Genomic DNA, 17,082 nt, shown 5'->3' with positions numbered 1-17,082 from the left:
TCGGGCAGCTCCCTCAAGGAGCACACGGCCTGATTCTTTTGGTATAATGAGACTATCCAACAAGAAGTATACAAAGGAGAGTATGATGAAAGAAATCTTCAAAACAGAAAATCTTCGTTTTTTAAATATGCTGTCCTATAAAGACATTGCCATCCCAAGAACAGGCATGACTTTTATCAAAGGACCCAGCGGTGCAGGCAAGAGCAGCCTTTTAAAGCTTCTTAACGCCAGTGCCAGTCCAAGCAGCGGCTCCATCTATTATGAGGGAAAAGAGCTGGAGAGCTTTGATACGGTGGAGCTGAGAAAAGAAGTGATTCTCATAGGACAGAGTGTGTATCTCTTTGATGAGTCCATTGAAGAGAATTTCAGGCTTTATTACAGTTATCGGGATCTTCCAGCACCGGATGAAGAAACCATGCTCCGTTACTTAAGATTATGTGAAGCGGATTTTGGCCTTCTCAAATCCTGTGTATCTCTGTCCGGAGGAGAGCGTCAAAGGGTCTATATCGCCATCTGTCTTTCTTTCCTTCCAAAGGTGCTTCTTCTGGATGAGCCTACGTCAGCACTGGATCTTAAGACGGCCAGGATGCTGTTAAAGAACCTGAAAGAATTCGCTGCAGAAAAAGAGATGACGATGATTGTAGTAAGCCATGATGATGCCTTGGCTGAAGAATTCTCAGATCATCTTGTCAGCATCACGAGAGAGGAGGCGTAGATATGGGCATAGTAGAAATGACCTTAGGGCAGTTTGCCCTGATATATGTGCTTTTACTTGTGGTTCTTGCCATCATGAAGAAAGCAAAAATCCAGAAAACAAAACTGCTTATTTGGGCCAGTGTGCGAATGACAGTTCAGCTGGTTCTTGCGGGGCTTGTTCTTACGTATATTCTGAAGAATCCGCATCCGCTGTTCACGGTGGCTTATATCCTGGCCATGACGACCTTTGCCACCTTACGTGTTCTTGGAAAGAACAGGCATCTCAATAAAAGGTTTAAAACTGCCATTGCCTTGTCTTTATCCGGGGCAGGTACAGCAGTGGTGTTCTTCTTTGTGGTGGCTGTGGTGAGAATGGATTTTTTCAATCCTCAATACACCATTCCTCTCAGTGGCATGATTTTTGGCAATGCCATGACAGGTCTGACCCTGGCACTGAAATCCTTCAATGAGAATCTTTCTGCCCAGAGAAACCGGATAGAATCTCTCCTCTATGTAGGGGTAACCCCGAGGAAAATCCTTTTGCCCTTTGTGAACAGTGCGCTGGAAACTGCGCTTTTGCCTACACTGAACTCTATGCTGGGCATGGGTATCATTTCGCTTCCAGGGATGATGACGGGGCAGATTCTTTCGGGAACACTGCCTATGACGGCGATTCTTTATCAGATTGCCATCATGATTGCCATCACGACGGTGGTGTGCCTGACGGTGTTTTCAGCGCTTTATTTCGGATACAGAACCCTTTATAATGACCGTAACCAGATGCTGATTTAAGAATAAAATTATTATTGACATATGTCATAAATGGAGTAAAATGGACTCGTGAGGTCCAGGGAGAGGAGAAAGTCAATGCCAAGACCAATGAAATGGAGAAACGTGTGCTGTGTGCCTGACCTGAAAGAGTTCGGTCCCATCCAGGAGGAGGGGACGGTGGAAGATGTGGTCATTATGACACTGGATGAATATGAAACCATCAGACTTATGGATTATGAAGGGATGACTCAGGAAGAATGTGCAAAAATCATGGGCGTCGCCAGAACTACAGTACAAAGCATATACAGCAGTGCCAGAAAGAAGCTTTCAGAACTTCTTGTTTTTGGAGTCAGGCTTCGGATTGAGGGAGGAGAAGTGAAGATTTCTGAAGAGGATCAAAGAAGATGCAGCACCAGAATGGGGAAGCGAAGAGCCTGCTGCCAGAGAGAAGATCAGCCTCCTTGTGACTGTCCGAAAAAATAATTTTTCAGGAGGTCCTTTTATGAAAATTGCGGTTGCTTGTATGGGAGAGGAAGTTTCGATGCACTTTGGACACAGCGAAGTGTTTAGGGTGTTTGAAGGAACAAAGGATTCCTTCCAAGAGACAAAGATCATTCACAGTCCAGGTCATGGAAAAGGTTCACTGCCTCAGCTTCTCATCCAGGAGGAAGTGGGGGTCCTCATCACGGGTGGACTTGGAGAAGGAGCGATGCAAAAGCTTGAAGCTGGGGGCATCGAAGTAGTACGGGGAGCTGAAGGCCCACCGGCTGTTGCGGTAAACGAATATCTTCTTGGAAACCTTCAGTCCCGGGGAGAAGCCTGTAAAGGACATCATGATCATTCTCATGATCATGGCACTGAAGAACATGGCTGTCATGGTCAGGGCGGGTGCCGCTAGACATAAGTGATCATGAACAGGAGAGGAAGATACAGCGGTATCTTCTTTTTTTGTTGCTGTTTCACTGTTATTGTAGTATCTTCGGGGTAATAGGAAGGTGTTAATTATGGATAAGGAAGCCCTAAAGAAGTATTTTCTCTCTTTGGACCGCGCATATTTTCTGGATGAGTCTCAGCATCAGGAGGCAGCGTTTGATCATCCCCTTCCCATCGGATTTGGACAGACCATCTCACAACCGACCCTGGTACTGAAAATGACAGAGCTTCTGGATCTTGAGAAAAGTCATAAAGTCCTTGAAATTGGTACTGGCTCCGGATATCAGACAGCCATCCTTGCACAGTTCGCCAAAGAAGTGTATACAGTGGAACGGATTGAGGAACTTTCTCACAAAGCGAAAAAGAGACTGGATGGACTTGGATTCAAAAACATACACTATAAGATCGGAGATGGCACCTATGGCTGGGAGGAAAAAGCACCCTTTGACCGGATCATGGTGACTGCAGCAGCGGTAAGACTGCCGAAAGCTCTGGCAAGTCAGCTGGCACCTGGAGGTAAAATGGTGATCCCGGTGGGGGAAGAAGGTCTTCAGAGGCTCTTTCTGGTGGAGAAAGATAAGGAAGGATATCTTCATGTGGAAGCCGTAGAATGGGTTCGTTTTGTATCTTTGGTTGGAGAAGACGGGTTTTAGCGAAGAAAAAGATGTGTGTACTTTGTTGTCTTGCCTTGGGGCAGTTTATCTAAAGTGAGAGGTGGACGCATATGCCTGAAAATCCATCCGGTATCATAATCGGCTGTTTATTTTGTGTCTCTATGTGATATGATGAAATCAAGACAGAAGCGGGAAGTGATACAGAATGATTGAGACGGAGAGATTGTGTTTAAGAAGGTTTACGCTGGAAGATCTGGAAGACTTTCATGAATATGCAAAGGATCCCCTGGTGGGACCTCCTGCAGGATGGAAGCCCCATGAATCCAAAGAAGAGTCACTGGAGATCCTAAAGAGCTTTGTCAGCAGCGAGGATATTTTTGCTATGGCACTGAAAAGCAGCGGAAAAGTCATCGGATCCTTAGGATGCCATGTAGACAGAAAGAGAGAGTATAAGGGCGGCGTGATGATTGGGTATGTGCTCTCCAGTCCATACTGGGGAAATGGTCTCATGTCTGAGGCGGTGGAAGGTCTTCTTGACTATATTTTCCTCACACTGGGGATGGATCTTGTGTCTGCCTATCATTATCCCTTTAATGAGAAATCCGGAAAGGTGCTGAAAAAAGCGGGACTGGTTTATGAAGGCACCATAAGAAAGTGCTCTGTGCTTCCTGCCGGTGAAGTGGTGGATGATGTCTGCTACTCCATGACAAGAGAAGAGTTCTTCAGAAAAAGAAACTGGTTATAATATTCAATCGATACTTTCTTGCGAACATCTCTTTTGGGAGACAGAAGAAAGAGAAACAACAATGGTGCACCCTAAAGGAGAGATTCTTTTAGGGTGTTTTCAATTGCTTTCATTATGAGAGGAGAGAAGAAGATGGATCAGTACAAAGTACCAGTGGAAAAACTCACAAGGCGCTGCTCCTTGGAGGAACTTCAGCTCATGTCAAACAGGAAGACGCTGCCAATGACCAAGGGCGTCATCGGGCAGGAACGAGCCACCAGAGCCATGGAGTTTGGGCTTCACATGGAAGCGAAAGGGTATCATATTTTTGTGGTGGGTCCACCGGGAACCGGTAGAACCTCCTATACAGAAGCCATTGTCAAAGAGTTTTCCAAGAAAAAGAAGGAGAAACCTCTGGACTACTGCTACATTCACAACTTCAGAGCGGAAGACAGACCCATCATTGTAGAGCTTCCCATGGGCGAAGGAAAGAAGTTCCAAAGAGAGATGGAGGAGTTCATAGAAGATTTGAAAAGCATCATTCCTAAGGTTTTTGAAGATGGGGCTTATGAGAAGAGAAGAGATGAGATTGTTCTGAAGCTTCAGGAGAAACTGGATGCACTGTATGACGGGATGAAAAGAGATGCTGAAAAGGAAGGGTTTCTCATGAAGCCTGTACCACCAAGATTTGTATTTATTCCACTGAAAGACGGGAAGCAGATGGCACCAGACAGTTTTGAAAAGCTCAGTCCAGAGGAGAGAAAGAATCTCGATGAGAAAGGCAGAAAACTGACCAAAGCACTGGATGATACGTTGAAGGAAAGTCAGCGTCTGGAAGATGAGGCCAGAGAATATCTGAGAAAAATCGAGGAAACCTATGTGCTGGAAGCCGTCCGCCCGAGGATTGCCAGGCTTCAGGAAAGATACCGCGGATATGAGAAGATAGAAAACCATCTCCTTGACCTCACAGAGGATCTTGGGAAGAATTATGCTCCCTTCAGGGGACCACGGCAGAAAGAAGAAGAGAAGCCCCAGAGAATGTTTTCAGCTCCGGAAAAGAATCCGCTTCTCAAATATCAGGTGCATGTTTTTGTCAATAATGAAGAGTGTAAGGGAGTACCTGTGGTATACGAAAGCCATCCAACCTATTACCATCTTTTCGGAAAACTGGAGTATACGTCCCATATGCTTTCCGTGGAGACAGATTTCACGATGCTTCGGCCTGGTTCTATACATAGAGCCAATGGTGGATTTCTTATACTTCAGATGAGAGATATTCTAAGAGATCCCAATGTCTGGGAGCCACTGAAAAAAGCGCTGAAGCATGACCAGGCGGTGGTGGAGAATATTGGTGAAGAGTACAGGCTGATTCCTTCTGGAACCCTTCGACCGGAACCTGTTCCACTGAAGCTGAAGGTCATCATCATCTGCGATCCGGAGCTGTATCATTATCTGTACCAAATGGATGAGGACCTGGAAAGGCTGTTTAAAGTTCGGGTGGATTTTGATCTGGAGATGGAAAGAACAACAGAGAATGTGCTGAAATACGCAGCCTTTGTGGAAGAGCTCTGCACGAGAGAAGGACTGAGTTCCTTCAGTCTGGAAGCCATGGACAAAATTGTGGAGTATGGCACAAGAATTGCTGGAGATCAAAGTAAACTGACCACCAGATTCAATAAAGTGACAGAAGTGATTTATGAATCGGAAGCCGCAGCGAGAGCAGATGGCACGGAAAGGGTAGAGGAGAAACATGTTCTGGAGGCACTGAAAGAAAGGAGGCATCGAGAGAACCTCTTTGAAGACCGCATGAAAGAAGAGATTCTGAAAGATGTGATCCATATAAAAACAGAAGGGGAAGAGATCGGGCAGATCAATGGCCTATCTGTGCTGAGCACAGGTGGATACAGCTTTGGTATGCCATCAAGAATCACCGCAAGAACCTATGTGGGGGATGCAGGGGTCATCAATATTGAAAGGGAGACCAGAATGAGCGGCAAGATCCATACCAAAGGCGTATTGACTTTATCCGGGTATCTTGGTGGGCTTTTTGCTCAGGATACACCCCTCAGTCTCACAGCACAAGTGACTTTTGAACAGTCCTATGGTGGCGTAGAAGGAGACAGCGCCTCCAGCACGGAGCTGTATGCCATCTTATCCAGTCTTTCTGGTGTTCCAATCCGCCAATCCATTGCGGTGACAGGATCTGTGGACCAGAAAGGAGAGATTCAGCCCATCGGTGGTGTGACAGAAAAGATCGAAGGATTTTTTGACATCTGTAGGGAAAGAGGGCTCACAGGTGAGGAAGGTGTCCTGATTCCGGTACAGAACATCAGCCATCTGATGCTGAAGGAGGAGGTCATAGAAGCGGTGAGTAAGGGACTGTTCAGCATTTATGCCGTAAAACATATCCATGAAGGGGTGGAGATCCTCATGGGCCGCCCTGCCGGGTATCAGAATGGTGAGTTTCTCCCTGGAAGCGTCTATGATCTGGCTTTTCGTAAAATCAGGAAGTTTCAAAAAGCCATGGAAGCAAAAAGAGAATAAAATATCATAGAATAATGGGAAAGAAAAGAGACAGATTCTGGATGCGAGTTCTGTCTTTTTTTCTTTGGTTTCTCTAAGTGACAACTCCAAAAACTTAATGAGGTTGCATCATGGTGATTATCGTACTATAATGAATATGGATTTATTAAATAATAATGCGTGGAGGTGTCATTTTGATAATTTACGAGAATGTAACAAAAAAATATAATGATGTTACTGTGGTGGATAACCTCAATCTCACCATCAATGAGGGAGAGTTTGTGGTTTTTATCGGACCATCGGGATGTGGAAAAACAACGTCTCTCAAAATGATCAACAGGCTCATTAAATTGAACAGCGGCAGTATTTATCTGGATGGTAAGAACATCAATGAGATGGATGCAGTGGAGATGAGAAGAAATATTGGATATGTGATTCAGCAGATTGCACTTTTTCCCAATATGACCATTGGGGAAAATATTACGGTGGTCCCTAAGCTTCTCAAATGGAGCAAAGAGAAAAGAAACCGGAGAGCTAAAGAGCTTCTTGAGATGGTGGGAATGCCTTACCGGGAGAACATCAATAAGTATCCCAATGAACTGAGTGGAGGCCAGCAGCAGAGAATCGGCGTTCTCCGGGCTTTGGCAGCAGAGCCGCCGGTCATTCTCATGGATGAGCCTTTTGGGGCTCTGGATCCCATGACCCGTGAGAATCTTCAGGATGAGCTGAAGGTGCTTCAGAAGAAACTGAAAAAGACCATCATCTTTGTCACTCATGATATGGATGAAGCCGTGAAGCTCGCAGATAAAATTGTTTTTATGAAAGATGGAAAAATTCTGCAAGCTGCAAGTCCTGAAGAAATGCTCCGAAACCCTGCTGATCCAATGATTGCAAACTTCATGGGTAAACTTTCCTACACCGTTTCAGGAGATGATCTCACTTGTAAGGATGTCATGAAAAGGAGAGTCCTTACTGTCAGCGAAGAGAAGAAGATGCTGGAGTCTGTGGAACTCATGAAGCAGAGGGAGCTGGATTCTGCAGTGGTCATCGGCGAAGAGGACAATAAGTACCGCGGGGTTGTGACCATAGAGAAACTGGCCAAAGAAGGTAAGCCAGGGCAGAGCATAAAACATCTGGTGGATCCGAAGGTTCCCTCTGTACGCACATCCACCAACGCAAAGGAAGCCTTCGAGCTGCTCATTGCATCCAAGTACAACTACATAGTGGTGCTGAATAGAGATTCCACTGTTGCCGGAATCATCACAAGAACCAGTATGACCAAGGCTCTGGCCAGTGTCATATGGGGAGGTGAGGAGAGCTGATGGCAGATTTTTTAGAACGTTATGGAGAAAAACTCCTGGAAGCGATTGTGGTGCACCTGCAGTATGTCTTTGTGTCTGTGGGTATCGGACTTGTAGTGGCCCTGATTCTTGGCATACTCCTATCCAGGGTGCCAAAGCTCTCCAGTGTCATCATCCCTGTGGTGAGTATTTTTCAGACCATTCCTGGTCTGGTTTTTATTGGTGTGCTGTTCATCAGAATTGGCATACAGCCAGCCACGGTGATCATTGCCCTTTCCATCTATGCTCTTTTTCCCATACTGAAGAATACTTATACGGGAATACTCAGTGTGGACAAAGGGCTCATTGAAGCGGCAAGAGGATGCGGTATGAGCAATTGGCAGATCCTATTCAAATTGGAGCTTCCTCTGGCAATGCCGTCAATATTCAGCGGTCTTAGAATGTCCACCATCTATACCGTGTCCTGGGCAGTTCTAGCAGCCATGATTGGTCTTGGTGGATTGGGAGAGTTTATCTATAGAGGCATTGATACGAACAACAATACTCTCATCATCGGAGGAGCAATCCCTGCAGCGGTGCTGGCGATTTTATTGGGATTTCTCATTGACTTCATTCAGGCAAAGGTAACGCCTAGGGGACTGAAAGGAGGTCGGAGCTGATGACCATGGAAAGAGTGCTTCAGCACCTGTATCTGGTGGGCATGGCCGCAGGGTTTACCATCATTTTTGGACTTGTGCTTGGGATTCTCACCTATCTGTATAAACCCGTGAGACCTTTCGTCCTATGGACCGTGGATATACTTCAGACCATTCCTGTGTTAGCGCTTTTGGGGGTACTAAGCATTGTTGCGGGGTCTTCCAGCACCACCGTCATCATTGGAATTGTCCTGTATTCCCTTCTGCCAGTGGTGAGAAACACCTATGTGGGGCTCACCAGTGTGGACCCTGCCATCAAAGAGGCAGCCACGGGCATGGGGATGACAAAGGTTCAGAAAATCATCAGTGTAGAGCTTCAATTGGCATTTCCAATGATTTTCACAGGAATCAGAATTGCCATCGTGACGTCCATTGGTACAGCTGTATTCGGTGCAGTGGTTGGCGGTGGAGGACTAGGCTCAGTCATCAACAGAGCCATTCTCATCCAGGATATGGATACACTTCTGGAAGCTACATTGGCACTGATGGTTATGGCTGTGGTGTTTGACTTTGGTATGGGTTATGTGGAAAAAAGACTCAAAGCCAGAAGAACCCAGACAGTTCTGGAAGAAGACAGTACTTTGCAAGGAAAAGAAATAGTATAGAACTGACGCATCATTGAAGAAAGAAGGAGAAGGATATGAAAAAGAAAATTACAGCAGTGGCAGCAGCCATGATTTTAACCCTTGGTGTTTTAGCGGGTTGTGGACAGAAAGAGGATGGAAAATCCATCACCATTCTACGTGGGCAGTTTGCGGAGATTGATATCATCGCCGAAATGGCAGGAATGCTTATTGAAGAGAATACAGACCTTGAGGTCAAGTTTCATGATTCTATGAATACCGTGGCAGCCGGAAATGCCATGGTGGGCAAAGAAGTGGATCTTTATGTGAGCTATGATGGAACTCTTCTCACAACGCTTCTGGGATATGATCCCAGTGATGTTCCTGAAGGGGAAGATCTTTATGATTTTGCCATTGCAAAGGGTGTGGAGGATAGAGGTCTTACGCTGACATCAAAGTTCGGGTTTGAAAATACCTATGCCCTTGGCGTGAAGGAAGAGTTTGCAATGGAGAATGGGATTGAATCCATCAGTGACCTGAAGCCTTTTACGGAGGACCTTGTTTTTGGTGCAGAACATGAATTTTTTGATGAGGAAGGTACCATGAGATTCAATCCTTTCAATGAACACTATGGCATCAGCTGGGAAGATGGTGTGTCACTGGACATCGGGCTGAAGTATGCGGCCATTGACAATGAGAACATTGATGTGACCATGGTATATTCTACAGATGGACTGAATCAGAAATCGAATCTTAGGATTCTCACGGATGATCTGAAGTTTTTCCCCCAGTACTATGCAGCTTTCTTCCATAGAGAGAGTCTTTTTGAAGAGTATGAAGAGGCGGCGCCAAATCTGAAAGAGGTGCTTCTGATGCTGGAAGGACAGATCAGCAACGAGGAAATGATTGCCATGAATTTCCAGGTGGATGCGGAAGGTGCAGAGCCTAAGGATGTAGCCAAGACGTTTCTTGTGGAGAAAGGCCTTCTGAAGTAGGGCGATCATGGAGAAAAACAAAGCAAACATTCTCAGCAGGGTTTCTCCTGAGATGAAGAAGGTCATGGACTTCGAGGAGAGACAAAGAAAAGACAGAATCCGTTCTGGAGAGGAGAATCTCACAGACCGGGAAGCCTATGAGGCTTCAAGAAGCTTCTTCAATGAAGGGGGACCTGTCATGGAGAGGGTGGAAGAGATTTTTGTGGACTATGAAGGGAGACGCATTTCCTGCACATTATACGATCCCGTGAATCGACCTCATAACAAGGCTATTTTATTCATTCATGGCGGTGGTTTTGTAGTGGGCAGTCTGAAGACCCATGATGGTATACAGAGAAGACTGGCACATCTGACAAAAGCTGTGGTTCTCAGCATGGATTATTCCTTAGCGCCTGAAGTGAAATTTCCAGTGCAGATTCATGAATGTGCAGCGGTGCTTCAGCATCTCAAGGACCACGGTGCACGCTATGGGATCGATTCTGGAAACATTTCGCTTGCCGGAGACTCTGCAGGAGCGTACCTATCTCTTGCCACGGCTGTTTATCTTCGGGACAGAGGAGAAACCGATGCGATACGGTCGCTCCTTCTCTTTTATGGCAGCTACGGTCTACAGGATTCCAGGTCTATGAGGCTTTATGGAAATGAGTATGATGGTCTGACGCTGAGCGCTCTTCATTCCTACAGCACACTGTTTTGTGATGAGAAGGATCGGGAACATCCATTAAGGAACCTGTTTTTGAGTGATCTCACCTATGGACTCCCTCCTGCATTCATCCTCTCCTGCACATTGGACCCTTTAGCGGATGATTCCTCTCTTTTATTTGAAATACTGAAAGAGCATGGCCTACAGGCAGAGTATGTGGAGTATGATGGAGTTCTCCATGGATTCCTGCATTACAGCAGGATGATGAAGGATTCAGAAAAAGCGATCAGGGATGCTGCTTCATTTTATAAAAAAGTAAGCAGTGAATAAGTCCCATAAAAAATGCAGTTCAGGAAATCTGAACTGCGTTTTTTATGGGCTATATTTCATTTTTCAGATATTTTTTCGCGATCTCAATGATTTCAGAAGAACCGACCAAAAGAAGCTTGTCATTTTTATGGAACTGCAGCTGAGGGCCTGGTGTGAGAATGAGCTCTTTGTCCCGTCGTATACCGATGATGGTGGCTCCTGTTTTCTGAAAGAACTTGCTTTCTGAGATGGTTTTACCGATGAGATGGGAATCTTCCTGAAGTCCCATTTCCACTGGATTCATAGGGTTGGTGTTCTTCAGACGTTCTGAGTAATCAATGATTTTGTCGATGATCTCCATAATCTCATTTTCAATATTTTTTTTCTGCTCCAGAAGGGAGATGACTTCTTCTCTCAAGGAGGAGATGCTCTCTTTGCTCTGACTGCTCTCCATATAACGGTGGGCATTTTCTTTGGAGCGGATCTGGACTCCGCTGCCTAAGGTTGCCTGAACCACATCCATATCTTCCAGAAGAATGATGGCGCGTCGGATGGTTTCAGGGGAAACATTGTACTCACCGGCCATGGAGGAACGGCCAAAAATCTTGGAGCCTTCCGGAAACTCCCCGTTTGCGATTCTGGAAGCGATATCTAGTGCAATTTGCTTATATCTGGGTACCTTAACTCGTCCTTCTTTTTCCAAGGTGATCACTCCATTTTCTATTCTTACTGTCATTATATCATAGGATCTACAGCTTTCTAGAGTCAGTTCCATATTGACAGAGCATCTTCCGCAGCGTATACTCAATTTAACGATTGAACAATCATTCAATCGTTAAATTGAAATAAAATGGAGGCTGATTTCATGAGAGCGGAGAGATGTGACTGTGATGTCATCCATGAAGATGTTCTAAATATAGTACTTGATAAAATGCCAGCGGAGGAAAGTCTTTACGATCTTGCAGAACTGTTTAAGGTCTTTGGGGATTCCACCAGGGTGAGAATTCTGTGGGCACTGGATGCTCATGAAATGTGCACCTGTGATCTGGCGTATGCCCTCAATATGACCCAATCTGCGATTTCCCATCAGCTTCGTGTGCTGAAACAGGCAAAGCTTGTGAAGAATCGAAGAGAAGGGAAAATCGTTTATTACAGCCTGGCGGACGAGCATGTGCGCACCATTTTTGATCAGGCTATGGAACATGTATCAGAAGGAAGCGGGGTGTGATGCAGTGGAAATGAAGAAAAAAGAACTGATATTAGAAGGTCTGGACTGTGCAAACTGTTCCTTAAAAATAGAGAATGAGATGAATGCTCTGGATGGTGTAAAAGCAGAGGTGAACTTTGCGACAAAAACCCTTACCCTTACCTATGGCGCTCATGAAGATGAAGATCTTATGAAGAAGGCCGAACATATTGTGCATCGTCATGAACCGGATGTGGTGGTAAAGGAAAAAAAGAAGAATAAAACTGTAGAGGAAATCTTTCTTCTAGAAGGTCTTGGCTGTGCAAACTGTGCCATGAAAATGGAAGAGGAGATTTCGAAGCTTCCAGCTGTGGAGTCTGTTTCCATTGATTTTGCCACAAGAAAGCTAAAAGTGCTGCCTAAAGAAGGAGCTCTTTCTATGGAAGACAAAAACAGAATGTCAGGAATCATAGAAACCATTGAGAAAGATACTAAGCTGATCTTGGTTGGTACGGAAGAAAAACAGATAGAAGGAGAGTATCAGAGAATCCTCCGTGTCCATGGAAAAGACCTGTCCATGATTGTCCTCAGTGGACTTCTCCTTTTGGCAGGTGCTTTGATTCCCGTCAGTGGCACCTTAAGGCTGCTTCTTTTCCTCTTGTCTTACCTTCTTGTGGGCGGGGAGATTGTGCTTCGTGCAGTCAGAAATCTTGTAAGAGGACAGGTTTTTGATGAGAATTTTCTCATGGCTATAGCAACCATTGGCGCTTTTATCATTGGAGAATATGCAGAAGGCGTGGCCGTGATGCTCTTTTATCAGGTGGGAGAACTGTTTCAGTCCATGGCGGTGGAAAGATCGAGAAGATCCATTGCAGATCTTATGGATATCCGTCCGGAGTATGCCAATCTGATCAAAGAGGGTGCTGCAGTGAAGGTATCACCAGAAGAAGTGAAACCTGGAGATGTGATCCTGGTGAAGCCAGGAGAGAAGGTACCACTGGACGGCGTGGTCGTTGAAGGAGCCTCTTCCCTGAACACCTCTGCACTCACTGGGGAGTCGATGCCAAGGGATGTGGAATCGGGAAGTGAGATCCTCAGTGGATTCATCAACCAAAATGGTCTTCTAAAAGTAGAAGTGACAAAAGAGTTTGGAGCCTCGGCTGTCTCTAAGATTTTGGAGCTTGTGGAGAATGCTTCTGGAAAAAAAGCGCCGACGGAGAGTTTCATCTCAAAGTTTGCCAGATACTACACACCGTTTGTTGTAGTTTCCGCACTGCTGCTGGCGGTGATTCCACCTATGCTTCTTGGAGACTCCTTCTCCATGTGGGCGTATAGAGCTCTGGTGTTTCTTGTGATCAGCTGTCCATGTGCACTGGTCGTATCCATTCCTTTGGGATTTTTTGGCGGCATCGGAGGCGCGTCCAGAAGAGGGGTTCTGGTGAAAGGTGGAAACTATCTGGAAGCGCTGAACGAAGTGGAGACTGTGGTCTTTGACAAGACAGGAACTCTTACAGAAGGTAGGTTCACAGTGACGAGAATTCTGCCTGAAGGAAACCTATCTGAGTCAGCACTTCTTGAAAAAGCTTCCTATGTGGAGTCGTTCTCCAGTCATCCCATTTCTCTCTCCATCGTCAGCGCCTATGGAAAAGAACTGGATAGAGGAAGAATCTCCTCTTATGAGGAGATAGCCGGCCACGGCATCAAAGCTGCACTTGATGGGAAAACCATATTTGCAGGTAACAGAAGGTTGATGGAAAAAGAAGGAGTCACCGTACCCCAGCTGTCTTTTGGAGGAACTTTAGTGTATCTCTCCGAAGGTGGCCAGTACATTGGAGCACTCGTGATCTCTGATACCATCAAGAAGGGTGCCATGGAAACCATCCAAGCGCTGAAAGAAATGGGTATCAGGAAAACTGTTATGCTCACTGGAGATTTGAAGCGGGTGGGAGAGGAAATTGGAACTGCTTTGGGCCTTGATGAAGTCTACACAGAGCTTCTTCCACAAGATAAAGTATCAGTCTTTGAAAAGCTGAAAAAAGAAACCTCAGGAAAGATTGTGTTTGTGGGAGATGGCATCAATGATGCACCCGTTCTGGCTCAGGCGGATATTGGCATCTCTATGGGGTCTCTTGGCTCCGATGCGGCCATAGAAGCTTCAGATGTGGTTCTGATGACCGATGAGCCCATGAGGATCGTCACAGCCCTGAAGGTTGCTAGAAGAACCCGCAGCATTGTATGGCAGAACATCGTCTTTGCACTTGGTGTGAAAGGCATCTTCCTTCTTCTTGGCGCCTTAGGTGTTGCCAGTATGTGGGAGGCTGTGTTCGCGGATGTGGGTGTCACGGTCATCGCGGTCCTCAATGCCATGAGAGTCATGAAAACGGAACACTTATAAGGAAAAACCTGCTTTCTGTTCGAACCATCAGAAAGCAGGTTTTACTGTTTTTTTACTGTATATTATTTGATAACGTCTTCGAAGCCGCATGGCAAGTACTATAATAAAGATAGAAATATGTATAAAAGATGAGGATTATAGTATGGAAAATTTGCTAATAACCATTGCTGCAGCATTCTTAGGAGGATTTCTCCTTCAGAAACTGAGGGTTCCTGGAGGGATGATGCTGGGCAGTGTGCTGACAGTGGCACTTCTTAATATCAACACGTCCTTGGTGGATATCCCGCCTGAATTCAGATTTCTTGCCCAGTGTATTGCGGGCGCCTATATAGGGATGACGGTGAAAAGGGAGAACTTTGGAAGACTTAAAGATCTTGTGCGTCCTATTTTGGTGCTTCTTGGTGGTTTATTCGCCACCAATGTGCTTGTGGGAATCCTTATTTATCTGGTCAGCCCTTTGGATCTGCTCACTTCTTTTTTGTGTGGCATTCCTGGGGGAATCAGCGATACGCCGCTGATTGCTGCAGATTTAGGGGCCGATGCCACAAAGGTCACCGTGCTTCAGTTCGTGAGGCTGATTTCAGGTATTGGTATGATTCCTCTTCTTGTAAAAAGAGAAAAGGGCAGAGGAGCTTCCCAGCCGTCCGGGCAGCAAGAGCTTATTGAGAAAAAAGAGCCGCCCTTTGGGACACCAAAGCTTTGGATCTCCTTGGCAGTTGCGCTCTTGGGCGGACTGCTCGGGAAAAACCTGGGCATTCCTGCAGGCACCCTTCTATTTGCCATGATCTCCATTCTCCTTCTAAAAATGCTTCATGTCGAAGTGACGTTTCCCATTTGGTTTAAACGGCTGGCACAGCTTTTTTCTGGGGCCTACATTGGCAGTCATTTCGGATATCAGGATTTTCTCGAGCTGAAGTTTCTACTGATTCCCGCTCTGATTCTGGTTGGATTCAATCTTCTTGCCTGTTATCTTCTTGGACATTATATTTCGGTGAAGTTCGCGATTCCTCTATCCCAAGCCATCTTATCCTCCTCCCCTGCAGGAGCTTCTGACATGGCGCTGATCGCCTCAGATCTTGGGGTTTCAGGTTCAGATGTAGCTATGATCCAGATCGCGAGGCTCATCGGAGCCATCTCCATTTTTCCGCAGATTTTTAATTTTGTGTCCCAGTGGTTTTCCTAAATCCAAAGAGATAAAGAACTCCACTATCTTACGCCCATGCAGCGCGAGGATAGTGGAGTTTTTCTTGTTATTTTCTTAAGTTCAGAATCTTGTCAGCCCTAGGTGCCCGAAGCATGGAAGCTGAAGGCATGTTGGAGCCAAGAAGCGGTGTCAGATAATACTTGAAGGCATCGGTGACATTATTTCCTTCCTTGTTCAGGAACTCTTCCGGCATCAGTTTTGTTTTTGCGGCTACTTCTTTCAGGCTGCTGAGCTTGTAGTCTACGGAGTAGTATCCGGTTCTATGGATGGTGATGGACCCGTCCACATTCTGCCAGATGGCAAACTGAGCTGCTTTTTCACCTACTTCTCTTGCTTCACGCTGATCCACATCCGAGACACAACCCATAAAGGAGCGCTGGAGATAACCGAAGGTATCGGAACGGACTCTTCCGATGCTGAGCTTCTCTTTCACTTCTTTTACAAGGAGGTCACCCAAAGCACCGGTGCCAGAAAGGGAAACATTTCCATGGGAGTCTTTTTCACGGCTGCCCAGTTTCTCTAGAACCGGAACTCCGTTTTCATCAGCAACCCCTTCGGAAACTGCGACGATGCATCTGCCGTGACGGTCGTAGATCTTTTTCACATCCGTGAGAAAATGATCCATTCGGAAGGCTTTTTCAGGCACATAAATGAGGTGTGGTCCATCGTCCGGATACTTCTGGGCGATGGAGGAAGCGGCCGTGAGAAAGCCTGAGTGTCTGCCCATGACTACTCCGATGTGGACTCCGGGAAGGGCACGGTTGTCGAGATTCAGTCCTATGAAGCTTTGAGCAACAAATTTTGCTGCAGAACCATAGCCTGGTGTATGATCGTTGACCATGAGATCGTTGTCGATGGTCTTTGGGATATGGATGGCTCTGAATTCGTAATTGGAGCGCTCTGCTTCTTCATTTACAATGCGGACGGTATCTGCTGAATCATTGCCTCCGATGTAGAAAAAATACCGCACATCATGGGCTTTGAATACTTTAAAAATCTCTTGACAGTACGCTTTGTCCGGCTTGTCTCTTGTGGAGAAAAGGGCGGAAGAGGGAGTCACGGCCACCCGTTCCAGATTGTTGGTGGTTTCCTGGGTAAGATCAAGAAAATCCTCGTTGATGATTCCTCGAACACCATTGACAGCGCCATAGACTTTTGTGATCTGTGGAAATTTTCTGGACTCCAGAACAACCCCCACAAGGGATTCATTGATGACTGCGGTAGGTCCGCCTCCTTGAGCGACCACCACTTTACCTTCCAGTTTCATTCATTGCACCTGCCTTTTGCTGAAATGTGAGAATTTTCTTTTATTTTATCATAAACTGAAACATTTCCCCAGTATATTGGAACTTTTTATCTGGATTCTGGTGCTGCAAAGCCTAATGCCATCGTTGAAAGTTAAATCCACGTTAAGAGATTGATTAATGAATCATCGCCTCTTGTGAAAGGAAAGAAATTCCAGTAGACTGAATGAGTATTAGGGAGTAGCTTCTTTCTGTCTGACTTGAGACTGAAAGTGTGGACGGTCGT

The 17,082-nt window shown here is 45.8% G+C and carries 17 protein-coding genes; 15 read left to right on the top strand and 2 right to left on the bottom strand.

Annotated elements, in window-relative coordinates; genetic code table 11:
* Window positions 1–82: 82 nt before the first annotated feature.
* The 12 genes from DEF30_RS09500 (at window position 83) to DEF30_RS09445 (ending at window position 10,788) form a co-directional block, all read left to right on the top strand.
* Complete coding sequence (locus DEF30_RS09500) at window positions 83–715, top strand: ABC transporter ATP-binding protein (protein WP_294098665.1); 633 nt, start codon at window positions 83–85, stop codon at window positions 713–715.
* Window positions 716–717: 2 nt separating this feature from the next.
* Complete coding sequence (locus tag DEF30_RS09495; protein WP_294098663.1) at window positions 718–1,488, top strand: ABC transporter permease; 771 nt, start codon at window positions 718–720, stop codon at window positions 1,486–1,488.
* Between the two features lie 75 nt (window positions 1,489–1,563).
* A complete protein-coding gene (locus tag DEF30_RS09490) occupies window positions 1,564–1,950 on the top strand; it encodes a DUF134 domain-containing protein (protein ID WP_294098661.1) in 387 nt (128 codons plus the stop codon).
* Between the two features lie 19 nt (window positions 1,951–1,969).
* Window positions 1,970–2,365 carry a NifB/NifX family molybdenum-iron cluster-binding protein gene (locus DEF30_RS09485; protein WP_294098659.1) on the top strand — a complete coding sequence of 132 codons (396 nt, stop codon included), beginning with the start codon at window positions 1,970–1,972 and terminating at the stop codon, window positions 2,363–2,365.
* 106 nt (window positions 2,366–2,471) lie between these two features.
* Complete coding sequence (locus DEF30_RS09480) at window positions 2,472–3,053, top strand: protein-L-isoaspartate(D-aspartate) O-methyltransferase (RefSeq protein WP_294098657.1); 582 nt, start codon at window positions 2,472–2,474, stop codon at window positions 3,051–3,053.
* Between the two features lie 166 nt (window positions 3,054–3,219).
* On the top strand, window positions 3,220–3,759 hold the full coding sequence (locus tag DEF30_RS09475; RefSeq protein ID WP_294098655.1) for a GNAT family protein: 540 nt from the start codon (window positions 3,220–3,222) through the stop codon (window positions 3,757–3,759).
* A gap of 132 nt (window positions 3,760–3,891) precedes the next feature.
* On the top strand, window positions 3,892–6,282 hold the full coding sequence (locus DEF30_RS09470; protein ID WP_294098653.1) for an AAA family ATPase: 2,391 nt from the start codon (window positions 3,892–3,894) through the stop codon (window positions 6,280–6,282).
* A gap of 173 nt (window positions 6,283–6,455) precedes the next feature.
* Complete coding sequence (locus DEF30_RS09465; protein ID WP_294098651.1) at window positions 6,456–7,583, top strand: ABC transporter ATP-binding protein; 1,128 nt, start codon at window positions 6,456–6,458, stop codon at window positions 7,581–7,583.
* Complete coding sequence (locus tag DEF30_RS09460) at window positions 7,583–8,221, top strand: ABC transporter permease (protein ID WP_294098648.1); 639 nt, start codon at window positions 7,583–7,585, stop codon at window positions 8,219–8,221. Before DEF30_RS09465 ends, DEF30_RS09460 begins: the two co-directional genes overlap by 1 nt.
* A complete protein-coding gene (locus DEF30_RS09455; RefSeq protein WP_294098645.1) occupies window positions 8,221–8,862 on the top strand; it encodes an ABC transporter permease in 642 nt (213 codons plus the stop codon). The genes DEF30_RS09460 and DEF30_RS09455 overlap by 1 nt, the downstream gene beginning before the upstream one ends.
* 35 nt (window positions 8,863–8,897) lie before the next feature.
* The gene (locus DEF30_RS09450; protein ID WP_294098644.1) at window positions 8,898–9,815 is read left to right on the top strand and encodes a glycine betaine ABC transporter substrate-binding protein; all 918 of its coding nucleotides are present in this window, start codon (window positions 8,898–8,900) and stop codon (window positions 9,813–9,815) included.
* Window positions 9,816–9,822: 7 nt separating this feature from the next.
* Window positions 9,823–10,788, top strand: coding sequence for an alpha/beta hydrolase fold domain-containing protein (locus DEF30_RS09445; protein WP_294098643.1), 966 nt, complete (start codon window positions 9,823–9,825; stop codon window positions 10,786–10,788).
* Between the two features lie 49 nt (window positions 10,789–10,837).
* On the opposite strand, the gene DEF30_RS09440 is transcribed toward DEF30_RS09445, so the two are convergent.
* A complete protein-coding gene (locus DEF30_RS09440; protein WP_074912281.1) occupies window positions 10,838–11,503 on the bottom strand; it encodes a TrkA C-terminal domain-containing protein in 666 nt (221 codons plus the stop codon).
* Between the two features lie 114 nt (window positions 11,504–11,617).
* Here DEF30_RS09440 and DEF30_RS09435 point away from each other — a divergent pair, with 114 nt between their 5' ends.
* The 3 genes from DEF30_RS09435 (at window position 11,618) to DEF30_RS09425 (ending at window position 15,531) form a co-directional block, all read left to right on the top strand.
* The gene (locus DEF30_RS09435) at window positions 11,618–11,995 is read left to right on the top strand and encodes a metalloregulator ArsR/SmtB family transcription factor (protein WP_294098639.1); all 378 of its coding nucleotides are present in this window, start codon (window positions 11,618–11,620) and stop codon (window positions 11,993–11,995) included.
* Window positions 11,996–12,005: 10 nt separating this feature from the next.
* Window positions 12,006–14,348, top strand: coding sequence for a heavy metal translocating P-type ATPase (locus DEF30_RS09430; protein WP_294098785.1), 2,343 nt, complete (start codon window positions 12,006–12,008; stop codon window positions 14,346–14,348).
* A gap of 142 nt (window positions 14,349–14,490) precedes the next feature.
* Window positions 14,491–15,531 (top strand): AbrB family transcriptional regulator, encoded by a 1,041-nt coding sequence (locus DEF30_RS09425; RefSeq protein ID WP_294098637.1) that lies wholly within the window; start codon window positions 14,491–14,493, stop codon window positions 15,529–15,531.
* Window positions 15,532–15,598: 67 nt separating this feature from the next.
* Here the strand turns inward: DEF30_RS09425 and DEF30_RS09420 are convergent, their stop codons facing one another.
* Window positions 15,599–16,819, bottom strand: a complete 1,221-nt coding sequence (locus tag DEF30_RS09420) for a 6-phosphofructokinase (protein ID WP_074912220.1) — start codon at window positions 16,817–16,819, stop codon at window positions 15,599–15,601.
* Between the last annotated feature and the right edge of the window lie 263 nt (window positions 16,820–17,082).

It is taken from the genome of Proteiniclasticum sp. (assembly GCF_003514505.1).
Classification (GTDB): Bacteria; Bacillota; Clostridia; order Clostridiales; family Clostridiaceae; genus Proteiniclasticum.
Note: the sequence above shows the minus strand (reverse complement) of the source record. Positions and strands in the feature narration are given on the sequence as shown.

Bases quoted from the DNA above. Each gene is read 5' to 3' on its own strand.
- DEF30_RS09435 (WP_294098639.1), top strand. From the start codon at position 11,618: ATGGAGGCTGATTTCATGAGAGCGGAGAGATGTGACTGTGATGTCATC.
- DEF30_RS09475 (WP_294098655.1), top strand. From the start codon at position 3,220: ATGATTGAGACGGAGAGATTGTGTTTAAGAAGGTTTACGCTGGAAGAT.
- DEF30_RS09440 (WP_074912281.1), bottom strand. From the start codon at position 11,503: ATGACAGTAAGAATAGAAAATGGAGTGATCACCTTGGAAAAAGAAGGA.
- DEF30_RS09500 (WP_294098665.1), top strand. From the start codon at position 83: ATGATGAAAGAAATCTTCAAAACAGAAAATCTTCGTTTTTTAAATATG.
- DEF30_RS09480 (WP_294098657.1), top strand. From the start codon at position 2,472: ATGGATAAGGAAGCCCTAAAGAAGTATTTTCTCTCTTTGGACCGCGCA.
- DEF30_RS09490 (WP_294098661.1), top strand. From the start codon at position 1,564: ATGCCAAGACCAATGAAATGGAGAAACGTGTGCTGTGTGCCTGACCTG.
- DEF30_RS09450 (WP_294098644.1), top strand. From the start codon at position 8,898: ATGAAAAAGAAAATTACAGCAGTGGCAGCAGCCATGATTTTAACCCTT.
- DEF30_RS09460 (WP_294098648.1), top strand. From the start codon at position 7,583: ATGGCAGATTTTTTAGAACGTTATGGAGAAAAACTCCTGGAAGCGATT.
- DEF30_RS09470 (WP_294098653.1), top strand. From the start codon at position 3,892: ATGGATCAGTACAAAGTACCAGTGGAAAAACTCACAAGGCGCTGCTCC.
- DEF30_RS09455 (WP_294098645.1), top strand. From the start codon at position 8,221: ATGACCATGGAAAGAGTGCTTCAGCACCTGTATCTGGTGGGCATGGCC.
- DEF30_RS09425 (WP_294098637.1), top strand. From the start codon at position 14,491: ATGGAAAATTTGCTAATAACCATTGCTGCAGCATTCTTAGGAGGATTT.
- DEF30_RS09430 (WP_294098785.1), top strand. From the start codon at position 12,006: ATGAAGAAAAAAGAACTGATATTAGAAGGTCTGGACTGTGCAAACTGT.
- DEF30_RS09485 (WP_294098659.1), top strand. From the start codon at position 1,970: ATGAAAATTGCGGTTGCTTGTATGGGAGAGGAAGTTTCGATGCACTTT.
- DEF30_RS09420 (WP_074912220.1), bottom strand. From the start codon at position 16,819: ATGAAACTGGAAGGTAAAGTGGTGGTCGCTCAAGGAGGCGGACCTACC.
- DEF30_RS09445 (WP_294098643.1), top strand. From the start codon at position 9,823: ATGGAGAAAAACAAAGCAAACATTCTCAGCAGGGTTTCTCCTGAGATG.
- DEF30_RS09495 (WP_294098663.1), top strand. From the start codon at position 718: ATGGGCATAGTAGAAATGACCTTAGGGCAGTTTGCCCTGATATATGTG.